This is a genomic window from Gemella haemolysans (genome assembly GCF_012273215.1).
GTDB lineage: Bacteria > Bacillota > Bacilli > Staphylococcales > Gemellaceae > Gemella > Gemella haemolysans_A.
Window position 1 is genome coordinate 1,425,696 of record NZ_CP050965.1, and the last position, 17,215, is coordinate 1,442,910.

Sequence of the window (17,215 nt, forward strand, 5' to 3'; positions counted from 1 at the left end):
ATAGTCTAATTTTTTGAACGCTTTTTATTATATAAGTAAAAATGGTTTTTATTCTCAGCTTTCTTGTATATTCAGAGAAATTCTTGTATAATATTAAACGAAATACAGTGAGGTAAATAAATTTGGAACTTATAGAACTTAAAAAAGAATTGGAAGAAGTAAATAAACAAATATCAGAGTTCAAAACTTCATTAAAGATAGAAGAAAAAGAGCAAAGAGTAGCTGAAATTGAAAATATGATGCTAGAGGCTGATTTTTGGAATGATAGTGAAACAGCCAGTCTATTAGTTACAGAATCAAAAAGTATAAAAAAAGAACTTGATGAATTTAGTGAAATGATAGACTATCTAGAACACTCTGAAGAGATGGTTGAATTTCTAAAAGATGAAGATGACGAAGAAATTTATCAAGATTTACTAGAAACAGTAGTCAACCTTAAATCAAGCGTTGAAGATTTTAGCTTTAGATTATTATTCTCAGAAGAATACGACAATAATACTGCTATTTTAGAAATACATGCTGGGGCTGGCGGTACTGATGCTACAGACTGGTCAGAATTAATGTTACGTATGTATGAAAGATTCTTCACAAAGCAGGGGTTAAAATACAGCTATTTAAACTATCAATCTGGTGATATCACTGGTGTTAAATCAGCAACTATAAAAGTTGAAGGTGACTTTGCATATGGATTACTAAAAGGAGAAAAAGGTGTTCACCGGGTTGTTCGTATCTCACCTTTTGATCCGTCTGGAAAAAGACATACATCGTTCGCTTCAATCGATGTAATTCCAGAATTTAACGATGATGAAATAAATATCGAAATCAATAATGAAGATTTAAAAATAGACACATACAGAGCTCAAGGGGCTGGTGGACAACATATTAACACTACAGATTCAGCGGTTCGTATTACCCACCTTCCTACTGGCATCGTAGTTCAATCACAAGCTGAACGAAGCCAAATTAAAAATAAAGATGCTGCTATGAAAAACTTAAAATCAAAACTTTATCAACTTGAAATAGAAGAAAAAGAAAGAGAATTAGCCGCGATTCGTGGTGAACAAAAGGACATTGGTTGGGGTTCTCAAATTCGTTCTTATGTATTTACTCCATATACAATGGTAAAAGATCACAGAACAAACTACGAAGTATCTACAGTAGACAAAGTAATGGATGGTGAAATAATTGATTTTATCGATGCTTATCTACATTACAATATGAAAGAAAAAGAAGTACTATAGAAAATGGACCTACCGGTGTGAACCGATAGGTCTATTAATTTTTATTTCTTCTCATCAAATCTTTCTTCTATAAGTTTTTCTTCTGTTTTTTTCAAACTTACTTTTTCATTTCCTACACCTACACCTGGTAACCCTGATAGTTCATGGACATTTGCAATAGAATAATCAACCGTTACAGTTTCTATAGCAACTTTATCTTGATAATCAACCTTGTCTTCTAAACCTTTTATATCTTTGTATCTTTGACCAAGTTTCTCAGCTTGTTGTTTAAAGGCTTCTTTTGTTGTTTTTAATTCAGAATAAGTAATAATATTTTTGGCTGTTTGTTTTGTTACAACATCACCTTTATAATAAAGTGTAATTTCCATTTGTACACCAGGTTGTTTCTTAACATAAACCTTACTACCTTCTTTTTCAGAACATCCGACTAAAAATACTAATAAAAAAACTGATATAATTTGTAATATCTTTTTCATTTTATAAACTCTCCTATCCTTTAGATAACAATATTATACCACAGTTTAAAAACAATGCAAATGTTATTAAAAAAGCGATACAAAATTGTATCGCCTTTTCTAATTATAGTTTTTCGTATTCAGCTGGTACATCAAATGGATTTTCTTTATTAATATGATCGTAGAACATAACTCCATTTAAATGATCAATTTCGTGTTGGAAACAAATTGCTGGTAAGTCTGTTAAAGTTAAAGTAACTTTCTCATCATTTTCATTATAACCAACTACTTTAATTTTTGAATAACGAGGAACATATCCTTTAATTTCTTTATCTACTGATAAACATCCTTCTCCACCAGCTAAGTAACATTTTGCAGCTGAATTTGAGATGATTTTTGGATTATATAATGCATAAGAAACTGTATCTTCTGGGAACTCCTCATCTGGAATGTGCACTGCGATCATTCTTTTTGAAACGTTAATTTGCGGTGCCGCTAATCCTATCCCTGGTTTTAATCCTAATTTTTCTGCTTTCTCATCATCTTGAGAAGCTATAACATATTCTAATAATCCACGTAAAATAGCTTTATCTTCGTCTGAAATCGGACTTTTTACTTCTTCAGCACGTGCTCTAAGTGTCGCATGTGGATCAATAATTATATCTTTAGTTGTTATCAATTTTTTTCTCCTTTATTTCTAATTATTTCTCTCGATCTTTCATCCTTATTTTATTATTTCATAAATAGCTCAGAATGTCAAAGTTTCCTACCCGACAGTTTTTTAAAATTCTTTTTTACGAAACATATTAGTATAATTTTCAATCTTTGTTTTAGAATTTTCTGAATTTTATTTTTGTGTTTTTCTATATTTCATGATATCATAGTAATATTGATAATTTATAAATAAGTTTTTTAGGAGGCTGTATTATGACTTTTGAAAATTACCAATATACTAGACCAGATACTGATCAAATAAAAAAACAATTAGAAACATTAATAGAAAAATTAAATTCGGCAAATACTGTCGAAGAAACTTTAGAAATTTTTAACGAATACAACAAACTTCGTAATAGCGTTGAAACATTAGCTCAGTTAGTAGAAATCCGTGCAACAATCGACACTACTGATAAGTTTTATGAAGCTGAAAGAGATTTTTGGGATGACTTCAATCCTGAATTAACTTCTCTTCTTAGCAAATTCGACAAAGCAATATTCGATTCTAAATTCAAAGAAGAATTAAAAAAAGAAATTGGAGAACACTACTTTAACCTAATTGAATCTTCTCTTAAAGTATTTAGTGATGAAATCATCGAAGACTTAAAAGAAGAAAATAAACTTACTTCTGAATATACTAAGCTTACTTCAAGTGCTAAAATTCCATTTGATGGTGGAATTCACAACTTAAGCGGTATGGCTAAATATACTCAAGATGCAAACCGTGAGACTCGTCTATTAGCAAGTCAGGCTGTTGCAAAATTCTTCAAAGAAAACTTAGAACAATACGATAGCATTTACGACCGTATGGTTAAAGTTCGTACTCGAATTGCGAAAAAACTTGGTTTTGATAACTTCGTAGAAGTTGCTTACCTTCGTCTACGTAGAACTGACTACAATGCAAAAGACGTAGCAAACTACAGAAAACAAATTTTCGAAGAAATCGTACCTATAGTTGAAGAACTTAAAAAAGCACAAGCTAATCGTCTAGGACTTGAAAAACTTTCATTCCATGATGAAGGTGTAACATTCAAATCTGGTAACCCTACTCCAAAAGGTGACCGTCCTACACTTGTTGATTATGCTAAAACAATGTATAAAGAATTATCACCAGAAACTGATGAATTCTTTACATTTATGACTGAAAACAACTTATTAGACTTAGATACAAAACCAGGAAAAGCTGGTGGTGGTTACTGTACATTTATTCCAGATTACAAAGCACCATTTATCTTCGCTAACTTCAACCAAACTCCACATGATGTTACGGTCTTAACTCATGAAGCTGGACATGCTTTCCAAGTTTTCCAAAGTAGAAATCATATGCCAGATTACGTTTGGCCAACATTCGAAGCTTGTGAAATTCACTCAATGAGTATGGAATTTTTAACATGGCCATGGATGAACCTATTCTTCAAAGAAGATACTGATAAATTCAAATACTACCACATGACTACAGCAATTAAATTCTTACCTTATGGTGTTACTGTAGATGAATTCCAACACGAAGTATACGAAAATCCAGAATTAACACCACAAGAGCGTCGTATGAAATGGTTAGAAGTAGAAAGAAAATACTTACCATCACGTTACTACGAAGAAATTCCAGAACTTGATGAAGGATTATTCTTCTATAGACAAGGACACTTATTTAGTGTACCATTCTACTACATTGACTATACTCTAGCTCAAGTCTGTGCCTTCCAATTCTGGAAAAAAGCTAACGAAAATAGAGAAAAAGCATGGGAAGAATATCTACACCTATGTAAACAAGGTGGAACTAAACCATTCTTAGAATTAGTTAAAGAAGCAAATCTAGAAAATCCATTCAAAGACGGAACTATTTCTAATATTGTGCCAGAGCTTAAAAAATACCTTGACTCTGTAGATGCTACAAAATTCTAAACCTTATACTTAAAGGGGCTAACCCAAAAGACCTAAATTTTAACAAAGTGTATATGAGAACTCATAGACGCAGTCGTTTATTGATATCTAAAATCGCTTTAGAAAAGCTTTTTAAATATCTAATAAACTGTGCGGGGGTGACTCGACAAAATCGATTTCTTCGAAATCACGATTTTTGAGTCACTCCCTTAAACATAAATAATCATTGATTTAGGAGGAAAAATATGAAAGAAAAGAAAATAGCTGCATTTTTTGATATTGATGGAACTCTATATAGAGATTCTCTAATGACAGAACATTTTAAAAAATTAATAAAATATGAAGTTGTAGATGAAAGATATTGGATAAACGGTGTAAAAGATACATACATCAACTGGGATAAACGTTTTGAAGATTATGACAACTATCTATTCGGTGTATCTGAAGCTTACGTTCAAGCAATAACAGGTCTTCATAAAAAATATATTGATTTCGCTACTGAACAAGTAATGAAACTTAAAGCAGATCGTGTTTATAAATTTACTAGAAATATTATTGAAAAACATAAAAAGAATGGTCATTTAATTATTTTCATTTCTGGTAGTCCTGACTATCTTGTTGAAGCTATGGGGAAAAAACATCATGCATTTCTTGCGATTGGTAGTAAATATATTATAGAAGATGATAAATTTACAGGTGAAGTAATTCCAATGTGGGATGCAGATAGTAAAAACAATATGATTGATAAATTGGTAGAAGAATATAACATAGATCTTTCTGAATCATTCGCTTACGGAGATACTAATGGGGATTATAATATGCTAAGACGTGTCGGCAATCCCGTTGCAATGAATCCGAGTCGTGAACTTCTTAGTAAAATCAAAGAAAACAAAGAGCTAGCTGAAAAAGCTACTATTTTAATCGAAAGAAAAGATGTTATTTATAAAACACGAGCAACTATCGACATTGTTGAAATATAAAACACAACAAGAGCCTGACCTAATCGTCGGACTCTTGTATTTTTTATTCTATTCAATCATTTTCTTCAGACTATTCTTCTGAATCTTTCCACACAAATAGTGCTCCAACACTGTTGATAATGTAGAAGATATATTTACCAACATTAGCAAAATTCCCTTGAACAATTGCTTTTGTAAGTTGAACAAAATTATATAGTAACCAGAATGGCCATTGTGTCGTTAACTTGAATGTATTTAATCCATTACCCATTAATGAAAATGCAAACGCAATTGTAGTAATATACGCAAGAGTACTCATTTTACCATGATATCCAATGTAGTTTGTCGCATAAGAAAATACAAATGAAAGAACTGCAATTGCTGTTAATACTGAATATAATTTCGCTTTAGACATTGTATTTGGTTTGTCTGTAGACTTATTCCACACATAGATTGCACCTAGATAGATTAAAAATGTCACTGGATATGTAATAATTGCCGCCTTATTTCCTAAAATATAATCAATCACTCCCGATAACACTGCATTAATAATACCTAAATAGTTTCCAAGCTTACTTAATTTTCCTGTAAATCTTGTCGATAACATCGAAATACCAACATTAATAACAGAAATAAGTCCAAATGGTACAAGTGCAGTCCACGGTCCCCAATCAACGAATTTATCCAATCTCGTTGCTAAATAACCTGATGCAATAGCTATGCTAATTACTAAAATAACTCCTAATAAATCAAACCATTTTGATGTTGCAAATATTTTTAACTTTTGTTTCATAAAGTATTTTATTCCTTTTTTTAATTATTACATTTTTATTATGTAATCCTAATTTTTTAGGTTCTTAGTAACTTTTTTATACCGCTTACTAAAAATCTTATTTTCATTATACATCAAACATTTTCAACTTTCAATAAAATTATTTTCACGCTTTCACATAATTATTATATAACATAAATAATTTCTTAATAGATACTGACTACATTTCCTCTATTAAAGTTTTTAATCTAATACATAAAAATCATTTATTTTTTTACTTCATTAGAAATTTTTTTATTTTTATCATAAAACTTTTATTTTTTAAAAAATTTCTTTCTAATTACTTTACTTTCTAATTGATAATGATTATAATTTATAATAGAACAAATATTAATCATGAAAGTGAGTTTAAATTAATGAAGAAAAATAAATTATTTTTAGCACTAATGGCTGGAACTATCGTAATTAGCGGATGCTCTGCTAAATCAGAAAAAAAAGAAGAAAATAAATCAGCACAAGTTGATACATCAAAAGGAACAAAAGAACAACTTAAACAAGCTACTGAGCTTTACAAAAAATTCGTAGAAAACCAAGTGGATACTCTACTTAAAGACACAGAAAAATTTGCTGAAACTATTAAAGCAGGAAATCTGGAAGAAGCTAAAAAACAATACCCACTTATTCGTATGGCATATGAACGTTCAGAACCAATTGCAGAAAGTTTTGGAGAATTAGATGTTAACATCGACTTCCGTCTTGCTGACTACTTAGAAGAAAATAAAACTGAAGACGGATGGCGTGGATTCCACAGAATAGAAAAGATTATGTGGGAAAAAAATACTACTAAAGGTACTGAAGAATATGCAGACCAATTAGTAAAAGACGTTAAAGAACTAAAAGCAAAAGTTGCTACTGTTGAAGTTACACCTGACTTAATGGTAACTGGAGCTGTTGACCTACTTAACGAAGTTGCAACACAAAAAATTACAGGTGAAGAAGAAATCTTCTCTCACACTGACCTTTACGACTTCAAAGCTAATATCGAAGGTGCTGAAGAAATCTTCAAAATCTTTAAACCTTTAATCGAGAAAAAAGACAGCAAATTAGCAAAAGATTTAGTTGAAAAATTCGCTACAATCAACAGTCTATTAGATAAATACAAAACTGATGACAAAAATTATAAACTATATACTGACTTAACAAAAGAAAATACAAAAGAACTTTCTGAAGCAGTAACAAAATTAGGTGAACCACTTTCACAAATGGGTGTAATTTTAGACGAAGAGGCTAAGTAATATGGAAGAATCTGGTAAAAAATGGATTGACAAAAAAATAACAAGACGTGATTTCCTAAAGAAAGCAGGAATGACTGGAGCTGGTGCCGTTGTCGGAGCCTCTGCTCTTGGAGGATTTTTCGCTAACAAAGCTGAAAATAACAGAGTTATTGCTGATGGAGACGAAAAGATTACATTCTACGGTAAACATCAAGCTGGTATTACTACTCTTATGCAAAAATGTGTTTATTTCGTAGTATTAGATTTACACTCTACTAAACGTGATGATGTTATTGAGATGTTCAAAGAATGGACAAAATACAGTGAAAAATTAATGAACGGCGAATTAGTCGAACCTGCGCTTAAAAACCATTATTTACCACCAAAAGATACTGGAGAAACGGTAGGACTAAACCACTATCGTTTAACCCTTACATTCGGAATTAGTCCAAGTTTTCTAAAAAAAATGAACTTGGAAAATAAAAATCTTGAAGAGTTTAAAGACCTACCACCTTTTGCTAGGGAACAACTTAAAGAAAAATATACTGGTGGAGATATATGTATTCAAGCATGTGCAGATGATGAACAAGTAGCCTTTCACGCTGTTCGTAACCTAGTTAGAAAAGCTCGTTCTACAGTAACTATGAAATGGAGTCAATCAGGTTTTGCTGCAATTGGAAATCGAGTTGAAACACCTCGTAATCTTTTTGGATTTAAGGACGGTACTGCCAACGCTACTAAAGAAGAACAATTTGATAAAATCGTATGGTGTGATAAAGATAACTGGATGAAAAATGGAAGTTATATGGCTGTTAGACGTATTCAGATGCACCTTGAAACTTGGGATAGAACAAATTTAAATGAACAAGAAAATACCTTTGGAAGATATAAAGAAAGTGGTGCTCCTTTCGGTGAGACTGATGAATTCGCACCTATAGACCTTAACAAAAAAGGTCCGGATGGAAAACCTTTAATACCTGTAACTTCACATGTCCATTTAGCTCATAAACCTGGTGTTGAATTACTTAGAAGATCGTATTCTTATTCAGACGGCATAAATGAAACTACAGGTCAATTTGACTCAGGTCTCCTATTTATTTCTTTTCAAAAAGATCCAAAACAATTTATTACAATTCAAAACAGCTTAGGAACTGAAGATAAAATGAATGAATACATAACTCATATAGGTAGCGGCCTATTTGCATGTTTTGGAGGAATTAAGGAGGGTGAATATATTGGCCAAAAACTTTTTGACTAAAATTATTTTAGCCTTTATCGTGATTCTTAGTTTCAGCTCACCGTATTTAAAAACTATTGTAGCTAAAGAATCGTATAGTAATCCTTTCATAAAAATTACAGATGCCAACACCGCATTAACAAACAATGATAAAGATAAAGCTAAAAAATTAATAGATGAATTTAAAACAGAATTTGAGTCTACAAAAAATTCAGATTCTGAAGCTGGAAAAAAAGTTAAACAAACATTAAAATCAAACGACATCAACGAAGATCAACTTAGAGAATTATCAACTGCCCTACTTGCTTTTGAAAATGAACAAAATCCTCTTGATGTTGAAGCAGAAAAGAAAGCTTTTAAAACAAAACTCTTTCCTGCTTTTGATAAATTAGAAAAAGCAATTGATACTAAAAATGTAGAAACTATGAAAGCAGAGTATGTAAAATACAACGCTGCTTGGGTTAGAAATGAAGGTATCGTAAGAACACTTGAACCTGCTTACTATGGAAAAGTCGAAACAACAATGTCATTTCTTCGTAGTTCAATGGAAGTTGAACCTTACGACTATCAAACTACAAAAATGTATTTAACAGATTTAAAAAACTACCTTGACGATTTTCTAGCTGGTAAAAAACTAGAACAATCTTCAGATGTAAAAACACTTGAACAAGGTATAAAACTTCTAGAAGAAAGTTACTCAGCATTCAAAGATGGTAACAAAGCTCAAGGTTCTCAAAAAATGAAGAAATTCATTGAAGTTTGGCCTGTTATCGAAGGAGAAGTCCGTACACGTAACGCTTCGTTATATACTAAAGTAGAGAGTGAAACTCCTATAATAATGGTTAAAGGTAACGAGCAAAAATATCAAGACCAACTTAAAAACTTGATTTCAGAGCTTTCTAAAATCGATACGAAGTCTAACTATACTGCATTAGGTTCTATGCTAATTTTACTTCGTGAAGGTGTGGAAGCACTTATTATCGTTCTTTCATTAGCCAGCGCCTTAAAAGCAGCAAAACAAAGAAAAGGTTTAATTTGGATATACGCAGGAGCTGTAGTAGGTATTCTTTCTAGTATTCTTGCAGCTGTAATCTTAAAATATTCATTCCCAGCTCTGTCATCTGGTACTAACAGAGAAATTATCGAAGGTGTTGTTGGTATCTTCGCAGTAGTAATGATGATAGGTATCGGAATTTGGCTACATAGTAAAAGTTCTGTTAAAGCATGGAAAAAATATATGGACACTAAACTAAATCTAGTACTTTCAACTGGAAGTTTCATATCTATGTTCACACTTAGCTTCCTAGCTGTATTTAGAGAAGGTGCCGAAACTATTCTATTCTATGCTGGTATCATGCCACTTATTTCAACAACTAACTTATTAATCGGTATAGTGCTTGCTGTTGTTGCATTGATTATTATCGGTATAATCATGGTAAAAGCTTCAGGAAAACTTCCTATCAGTAAAGTATTCCTAGTACTATCTTGGTTAATCTATATTCTAGGATTCAAGATGCTTGGAGTAAGTGTACATGCTCTACAAATAACTGATATTGTTTCAAATCATATTATAGACTACTTACCTACTATCGAAATCTTAGGAATTTATCCTAGTTACGAAGTAGTAATAGCTCAACTAATTTATATCGTCGTTGTAGCTATTAGTATATTCTATGAAAAATCTAAAAATAAATAGGTAACAAATGATGAAATATGGAGATAAAATATCTACCGTAGATCATCTAACTGAACTAAGAAAGAGACTAATACTAAGCCTTGTGTTTTTTATTGTCTCTTTCATAGTGAGTTTATTATGGTCTGCGGATATTTATAAATTTTTAACTAGTAATTTTAATAATAAATTGATTGTTCTTGGACCTAATGATATACTATGGATATATCTAACACTCGCAGGTATTTGTGCCTTCACTTTTTCGATACCATTTATCTGTTATCAAATTTTGGCATTTATAAAACCTGCACTAGAAGAAAAAGAAGCCCGTGCATTACTAGCTTATATACCAGCTGTATTCATTTGCTTCATAGTAGGTTTAATCTTCGGGTTCTTTCTAGTAACCCCAGCTATTTTAAATGTGCTTCTTTCTATTGGTGATGACTTGTTCAATACACAATTAACAGCTCAAAATTATCTATCGTTTGTTATTAATACTACGATTCCGATAGCAATACTTTTTGAATTCCCTGTTGTTGTAGCATTTTTAACATCATTAGGTATTCTAACACCATCATTTTTAACACGTAATAGAAGATATGCATATTTTATACTAATCGTAATAGCTGTTGTTATTACACCCGCTGACTTTATCAGCGACATCGTTATGTCTATACCATTAATTTTAATTTATGAAATTAGTATCGTTATTAGCAAGTATATTTACAACAAAAGAGGTGAAAAATAATGGGATTTTTACGTGATATCGGGGCTCCTGGAGTTATAGTTCTTATTATAGCTGCTCTAATCATCTTCGGTCCTAAACGTCTACCTGAACTTGGAGAATCAATAGGAAAAATGTTTACATCATTTAAAAAATCAATTTCGGGACTGACTGAAGAAGAAAACTCAACAAAACAAGACGAAAAAAAAGAAAACTAAAAATAGACTTTACAATATGTTTAAAAGCATATCTGTAAAGTCTATTGTTTTGTCTTTATTTTGATAGTTCAGTTAAATCATATGGTGTTTGTTGATAAACTTGGTTTAACCAGTTGTGATAGAATAAGTAAGCTACACCTCTCCATCTATTTTTAGGAGTTTTTGTATCATCATTTCCTGGGTAATAATTCACCGGAACTTCTATTGGTAGATTACTATTTTTATCACGAACATACTCATTGTGAAGTGTATCAGCATCATATTCAATGTGCCCTGTCACAAATACTTTTCTTAAATCTTTAGTTGCTGCAAGAAGTGTTCCAACCTCTTCTGATCTAGCTAGTACATCAAGCTCAGAAATAGTAGGAAGTTTTTCTTCCTCTATCTTAGTATGTCTAGAATGAGGAGCTAAGAATGTATCTGTAAATCCTCTAGTTAGTGTGTGATTTTCTATAAGAACATCGTGTTCAAAAACCCCAAATATCTTATCATCAACTTGCTCTTTTTTTACACCAAAATGGTAATATAAACTTGCTTGTGCAGCCCAACATATATTTAATGTTGAAAATACATGCGTTTTACTCCAATCAAAAATTTGATTTAACTCTCCCCAATAGTTTACATCTTCGAATTCTAAATGTTCAATTGGCGCTCCCGTAATAATTAGCCCATCATAATAGCTGTATTGCACTTCATCAAATGTTTTATAGAATTTTTCTAAGTACGATTGTGGCGTATTTTTTGCCACGTGACTAGTAGTATGTAAAAATTCTACTTTGATTTGAAGTGGAGAATTCCCTAAAAGCCTTAATAACTGACGTTCTGTTTCTTCTTTCTTCGGCATTAAATTCAAGATTAGTATTTTTAAAGGTCTAATATCTTGGTTTTTCGCCCTATTTTCCTCTATTACTACTACCCCTTCTTCCAATAATTTATTTTTCACTGGTAATTCATTTTGTATACATATTGGCATTGTCTATCTCCTTAACTACTCTTTTTCTTAAATAAAAAAACTCGCCACTATTACAAACTTATGTAATAGGGACGAGTCTATCGTGTTACCACCCATGTTCGTGAATATATTTATTCACCTTTATCGATACGTGTTCATATCGTTGTGCTGTATCGCGCACTTACGTAATTACCTATTAGATAATTATTACTCCGAGACCATTTTCAATTATATCTTTTCTTACTTTCTTCCACCAACCGAAAGTTCTCTGCTTTGAATCAATTATAACCTACTTATCTCTTCAATGTGTTTCATATTAGTTTACTTAACATTATAAAGAATTTAACACTATTTGTCAATAGAAAGCGCCTTAAAAATCTTAAAAGCAAAGAAATCTATGATTCTCCATTACCGATGAATTATTTATTAAATTCAATAAGTTCAAACTTTTCTCCATCATAGTCAAGAACACTAACAGAAGTATTTACTATTACTCCACGCCCTACATCTTTAATACCTTTTTGAGTTAAGAAAGAGCGAATTAATCCACCATGACATACTGCCAACATAGTTTTATCTGGGTGTTCCTCATATTTTTCTTTAAAGAATGCTTCTACTCTGTCTGCGGCATCTGTATCTAACTCCATACCTCTTGTTTCACCCGCTTTAAGACCAGCACCATATTCAGCAAAAGATACGCCTTCATATTCTCCATATGATTTTTCTATTAATCTTTTATCTTTGATTACTGATAATTTCTTATTATCTTCACTATTTGAATTGTCTAGCATATATCTCGCTGTATCATATGCTCTATCTAAAACACTACTATAAGCTATATCAATATCATATCCTTCAATTTTCTTACCTGCAGCAATCCCTTGACGGATTCCTTCTTTATTCAATGGAATGTCTGTATGTCCTTGAACTAATTTATTTTTATTATAATCTGTTTCTCCGTGTCTCGCTAAAATAATACGCATGATCTCATCTCCTTACTAAAAAATAGGGAGCGGCCAAATAAAATCAATTTTTATAAAACTATGATTTCTTAGCCGTTCCCTTAATAATTTTAAATATTAAATTTCTCTAATATATAGTCTTTTCCGTCATAGTGCAGCACGTTTAACGCTGTGTTGTTAATCAACATATTAGATTCAGGATATAATCCTAATGTACGTAAAAATATACGAATAAATGCACCATGACAAACAACTAAAATTGTTTCATCTTTGTGATTTAAATATTTTTCATTGAAAAATGAACTTGCTCTTTCATAAACATCTTCGTCTTTTTCTATAGACTCTAAACCAGATTGAGCTTCTAATGCTGAAAAATATTCATCAAAAGTACTCTCTTCGAAAACACCGAAGAATTTCTCTATTAAACGAGCATCTTCAGTAATTTCTTTATCTATATTAATCTCATTGTTAGAATTATCAAGCATAAGTCTAGCTGTCTTTACAGCACGTTTTAACGGGCTACTAAAGGCAAAATCAATGTCATACTCAGTTAACTTTTGACCTGCATTTCTCGCTTGACCTCTACCAGTTTCATTTAATTCAATATCACTATGTCCTTGAATTAATTTATTTTTGTTATAATCAGTTTCACCATGTCTTACTAATAATATTTTCATGATTTTTACCTATTCAAAAATGAAATCTTCATCTTCAATTGATTCAACATTCATACTTACAACATATCCATCACCTTTAACACTGAAGAAGTCATGGTTTTTAGTGTTAGTATTCATTGCATTTTCAATGATTGGATTAATTTCTTTATCTTCGAAGTATCCAGGGTATCCTAAGTTAGCTAAAGCACGGTTAGCATTATACTCTACGTAGTCTTTAACATCTTCATATAGACCAATCTCGTCGTAAATATCTTTAGTATATTTTAATTCATTTTCATATAAATCTAATAATAATTTATACATTTCTTTCTCAGCACGCTCTTGCTCTTCTGGAGTTAAAGTTTTGAATAATTCTTGTGCATCAAATCCAGTAAAACTTCCGTGAATAGTTTCATCTAATAAGATTTTACGGATAATTTCTCCAGATGTCGTTACTTTACCTTGCCCAGCAAGATATAATGGATAGAAGAAACCACTATAGAAAATATAACTTTCTAAGAATACTGAAGCTACACGAGCCATATATAAGTCATAAGTTGGAACTTCTGGTTTAAATAACTTCATATAATAATCTTCAATTAATTTCGCTTTGAATTGAAGCTCTGGATTACTTGGAACCCATTCGTCTAATAAGTAATCTGTTTCTTGTGAAGGGATTAATGATGTAAAGATTGTTGAGTAACTTTTCGCGTGAATTTGCTCCATCATTCCCATAAAGCTGTACACAGCTTGTTTTCTCATATCTTCAGTATGTAGAGATACAAGTGGCATACCTTTATCACCTTGTTGAGTATCAAGACCAGTTAAACCAGCTAATACTTTTTTGTAAGCTTCGCGTTCTTTATCATTTAAATCTTCGTTCCAGCTCTTAATATCTTTTGACACTTTAAACTCAGTATCAACCCAAAATTGAGCAATATTTTGACGCCAATACATAAATGTTAAATCATCTTGTTTATTCCAGTTTACAGCTTTCATAATTAGTAATTTTTCCTCTCTTTTCTATATAGCACATGAAGTACATTCTTCAACAGAAAGTAGTTTGTTTCTTGTGTAATATAGTGATTTCAATCCTTTGTGATGAGCATAAATATAATATCTAGCAAGTTCTCTTGTTGTGATATCAGAATTTACGAATAAAATCACAGAAATACCTTGGTCTACGTGTTCTTGAATAACTGCCATTAAATCAATAAGTTTCATTTGATCAATAGTAAATGCAGATTTATAGAACCATTGAGTTTTTGGACTTAAGTAAGGCATTGGGTAGAATGTTTCAGCATTCCCATAACTTCTACGTTCAATTTTATCAACGATCGGTAATACACTTGATGTTGAGTTTTGAACATAAGAAATACTTTGTGTTGGTGCAATCGCCATTCTATATGCGTGATATAGTCCATTTTCTTTTACTCTATTTTTTAGACTTCTCCAGTCTTCTCTTGTTGGAATATGAATTCCTTCAAATAACTCTTTTACTTTATCAGTTACTGGTAAGTAGTCATTTTCAATATATTTAGTGAAGTATCTACCATTGTAGTAATCTGATTTTTCAAAATCTTTAAATGTTTCATTACGTTTTTTAGCAATTTGCATTGAACGTTCTAATGTATAGTAATTCATCATCATGAAGAATACATTTGCGAAATCTTTTGCTTCTTCACTCTCATAAGCGATTAGGTTTTTAGCTAAATATCCATTTAAGTTCATTGCTCCTAATCCAACAGAGTGGAACTCATCATTAGCTTTTACTACACCTGGTGCATTTTTAATCTTAGTAGAATTACTTACGAATGTTAATGCATCCATACCTGAGTAGATAGATTCTTTGATTTTTTTACTTTCCATTACATTTACAATGTTTAATGAAGCCAAGTTACAAGAAATATCACGTTTAATAATATCATCTTCACCGTAGTCTTTGATTATTGAAGTTTCTTGTAATTGGAAAATCTCAGTACATAAGTTACTCATTTTAACCTGTCCAATTTCACGAAGTGCGTGATCTTTGTTCGCGTTATCTTTGAACATTAAGTATGGGTACCCTGATTGTAATTGAGTTTGTGCGATTAAGTTAAGCATATCACGAGCATCGAATTTACGTTTCATGATGTTTTCGTTCGCTACAAATTCGTCATAATATTTAGCAATATCAATATCATCAAGGACTAATCCATACTCTTCATAAATTGAGTGAGGTCCAAACATATAGAAATCTTTGTTCTCACGAGCTAAATCGAAGAATAATGATGGTACGATAATACCTGTAGAAATTGTTGGAAGACGTAATTCTTCATCGGCATTAACCTTCTTAGTATCTAAGAATTCTAATACGTCATAGTGGAAAATGTTTAAGTAAACAGCTCCAGCTCCTGGACGTTGTCCTAGTTGATCAGCATATGCAAAACCTTGTTCTAAAGATTTAGCTACAGGAATAACACCTTTAGCTACCCCTTTAATACCTTTAATACTCTCACCACGCGCACGAAGTTTTGACAAGTTAATCGCAACCCCTCCACCAATTTTTGAAAGTTGTTTAGCTGTAGAATCGATGTAGTTAATTGAGTTAAGTGAGTCACCTACTTCTAATAAGAAACATGATACTAACTCACCACGACGACTTCTTCCAGAGTTTAAGAATGTTGGTGTCGCTGGTTGTAATCTTTGCTCAAGCATTGAAATCATAAGCTCTTTAGCTAAAGCAACATCTCCATCAGCTAAATACATGGCAACGATGAATACGTGTTGATTAAAGTTTTCTAAATATTGTTTTTTATCATTTGTTTTTAATGCATAATCTTTATAGAATTTACTTGCTGCCATGTAACTTTTGAATTCGAATTTAAAGTTTGCAGCTAATTCTAGACATTCTAGGATTTCATCTTCAATATATTTATCAAAGATATTATAGTAGAAATTCTCCTCTACTAGATATCTAAGTCTTTTCATTTCTGAACTAAATTTTACAGTTCGAAAGTCTACTTCACGAAGAAATTCTTCTATAGCTTCAACATCCTTTTCTAATTTGAAAAATCCATTGTCGCCTCTTTTTGTCACTTCATTATTTAGTTCAATATGGTTAAATTTCTCCATTCTTTACACTCTCCAAATATATTTTTTTAAATTTTATTAAGTCTTTTGTATTACCGTGTAATTCTATTTTCATAAGTAATGGTACATTATACTTCTCGCTAATCGTCTCTGAAGCTTTAGCAAATCTATTACCCCAGTTTTTATTTCCACTACCTACTACTCCTTTTAAGTGCTTGTGATTAGTTTCTAAAAACTCTTCTACACCATCAGGAACTTGTCCAAAACCGATCGTAGGCGTTATTAAAATATAATCAAAATCAACTTCATAATCGATATCAAATAGGTCAATAACATCCTCTTCGGGAATCTTACACATATCTACAAATCTCTTGCAATTTCCAGTTAATGAAAATACAATTATCTTCATTCTCTCTCACGCTC

The 17,215-nt window shown here is 31.4% G+C and carries 17 protein-coding genes and 1 other annotated feature; of the genes, 8 read left to right on the top strand and 9 right to left on the bottom strand.

What is annotated here, in order from left to right:
• The first annotated feature begins 122 nt into the window (after nt 1-122).
• Nucleotides 123-1,241: a peptide chain release factor 2 gene (gene prfB, locus FOC48_RS06785; RefSeq protein ID WP_003147281.1), complete on the top strand. Its 1,119-nt coding sequence runs from the start codon at nt 123-125 to the stop codon at nt 1,239-1,241.
• A gap of 41 nt (nt 1,242-1,282) precedes the next feature.
• Here the strand turns inward: prfB and FOC48_RS06790 are convergent, their stop codons facing one another.
• Together FOC48_RS06790 and def are read right to left on the bottom strand one after the other, a co-directional pair.
• Nucleotides 1,283-1,717: a DUF1307 domain-containing protein gene (locus FOC48_RS06790; protein ID WP_003147282.1), complete on the bottom strand. Its 435-nt coding sequence runs from the start codon at nt 1,715-1,717 to the stop codon at nt 1,283-1,285.
• A gap of 103 nt (nt 1,718-1,820) precedes the next feature.
• Nucleotides 1,821-2,375, bottom strand: coding sequence for a peptide deformylase (gene def / locus FOC48_RS06795; protein ID WP_003147283.1), 555 nt, complete (start codon nt 2,373-2,375; stop codon nt 1,821-1,823).
• 248 nt (nt 2,376-2,623) lie between these two features.
• Between def and FOC48_RS06800 the strand changes: the two genes are divergently transcribed.
• A complete protein-coding gene (locus tag FOC48_RS06800; protein WP_003147284.1) occupies nt 2,624-4,315 on the top strand; it encodes a M3 family oligoendopeptidase in 1,692 nt (563 codons plus the stop codon).
• Nucleotides 4,316-4,539: 224 nt separating this feature from the next.
• Nucleotides 4,540-5,274, top strand: a complete 735-nt coding sequence (locus FOC48_RS06805) for an HAD family hydrolase (protein ID WP_003147285.1) — start codon at nt 4,540-4,542, stop codon at nt 5,272-5,274.
• 70 nt (nt 5,275-5,344) lie between these two features.
• Here the strand turns inward: FOC48_RS06805 and FOC48_RS06810 are convergent, their stop codons facing one another.
• Entirely contained in the window at nt 5,345-6,046 is a 702-nt protein-coding gene (locus FOC48_RS06810; protein WP_003147286.1) for a nicotinamide mononucleotide transporter family protein, read from the bottom strand.
• 395 nt (nt 6,047-6,441) lie between these two features.
• On the opposite strand from FOC48_RS06810, the gene efeO reads away from it, so the two are divergent.
• Genes efeO through FOC48_RS06835 form a run of 5 tightly spaced genes read left to right on the top strand, consistent with a single transcriptional unit; the run spans nt 6,442 to nt 11,150 of the window.
• On the top strand, nt 6,442-7,320 hold the full coding sequence (efeO, locus tag FOC48_RS06815; RefSeq protein ID WP_035467012.1) for an iron uptake system protein EfeO: 879 nt from the start codon (nt 6,442-6,444) through the stop codon (nt 7,318-7,320).
• A gap of 1 nt (nt 7,321) precedes the next feature.
• On the top strand, nt 7,322-8,557 hold the full coding sequence (gene efeB, locus FOC48_RS06820; protein WP_003147289.1) for an iron uptake transporter deferrochelatase/peroxidase subunit: 1,236 nt from the start codon (nt 7,322-7,324) through the stop codon (nt 8,555-8,557).
• Nucleotides 8,550-10,232 carry an FTR1 family iron permease gene (locus tag FOC48_RS06825; protein WP_254263173.1) on the top strand — a complete coding sequence of 561 codons (1,683 nt, stop codon included), beginning with the start codon at nt 8,550-8,552 and terminating at the stop codon, nt 10,230-10,232. The genes efeB and FOC48_RS06825 overlap by 8 nt, the downstream gene beginning before the upstream one ends.
• A gap of 10 nt (nt 10,233-10,242) precedes the next feature.
• Nucleotides 10,243-10,956, top strand: a complete 714-nt coding sequence (gene tatC, locus FOC48_RS06830) for a twin-arginine translocase subunit TatC (protein WP_081459788.1) — start codon at nt 10,243-10,245, stop codon at nt 10,954-10,956.
• Nucleotides 10,956-11,150, top strand: a complete 195-nt coding sequence (locus tag FOC48_RS06835) for a twin-arginine translocase TatA/TatE family subunit (protein ID WP_003147294.1) — start codon at nt 10,956-10,958, stop codon at nt 11,148-11,150. The genes tatC and FOC48_RS06835 overlap by 1 nt, the downstream gene beginning before the upstream one ends.
• A gap of 55 nt (nt 11,151-11,205) precedes the next feature.
• On the opposite strand, the gene FOC48_RS06840 is transcribed toward FOC48_RS06835, so the two are convergent.
• From FOC48_RS06840 to nrdI, 6 genes are all read right to left on the bottom strand, one after another.
• The gene (locus FOC48_RS06840) at nt 11,206-12,123 is read right to left on the bottom strand and encodes a homoserine O-succinyltransferase (RefSeq protein WP_003147296.1); all 918 of its coding nucleotides are present in this window, start codon (nt 12,121-12,123) and stop codon (nt 11,206-11,208) included.
• Nucleotides 12,124-12,187: 64 nt separating this feature from the next.
• Nucleotides 12,188-12,416: a binding site (T-box leader), on the bottom strand.
• Between the two features lie 105 nt (nt 12,417-12,521).
• Nucleotides 12,522-13,085: a histidine phosphatase family protein gene (locus FOC48_RS06845; RefSeq protein WP_003147297.1), complete on the bottom strand. Its 564-nt coding sequence runs from the start codon at nt 13,083-13,085 to the stop codon at nt 12,522-12,524.
• A gap of 89 nt (nt 13,086-13,174) precedes the next feature.
• Nucleotides 13,175-13,741 (bottom strand): histidine phosphatase family protein, encoded by a 567-nt coding sequence (locus FOC48_RS06850; RefSeq protein ID WP_003147298.1) that lies wholly within the window; start codon nt 13,739-13,741, stop codon nt 13,175-13,177.
• A gap of 9 nt (nt 13,742-13,750) precedes the next feature.
• Entirely contained in the window at nt 13,751-14,719 is a 969-nt protein-coding gene (nrdF, locus tag FOC48_RS06855; protein WP_003147299.1) for a class 1b ribonucleoside-diphosphate reductase subunit beta, read from the bottom strand.
• Nucleotides 14,720-14,743: 24 nt separating this feature from the next.
• Nucleotides 14,744-16,834: a class 1b ribonucleoside-diphosphate reductase subunit alpha gene (nrdE, locus tag FOC48_RS06860; RefSeq protein ID WP_003147300.1), complete on the bottom strand. Its 2,091-nt coding sequence runs from the start codon at nt 16,832-16,834 to the stop codon at nt 14,744-14,746.
• A complete protein-coding gene (gene nrdI / locus FOC48_RS06865; RefSeq protein ID WP_003147301.1) occupies nt 16,821-17,201 on the bottom strand; it encodes a class Ib ribonucleoside-diphosphate reductase assembly flavoprotein NrdI in 381 nt (126 codons plus the stop codon). Before nrdI ends, nrdE begins: the two co-directional genes overlap by 14 nt.
• Nucleotides 17,202-17,215 lie beyond the last annotated feature (14 nt).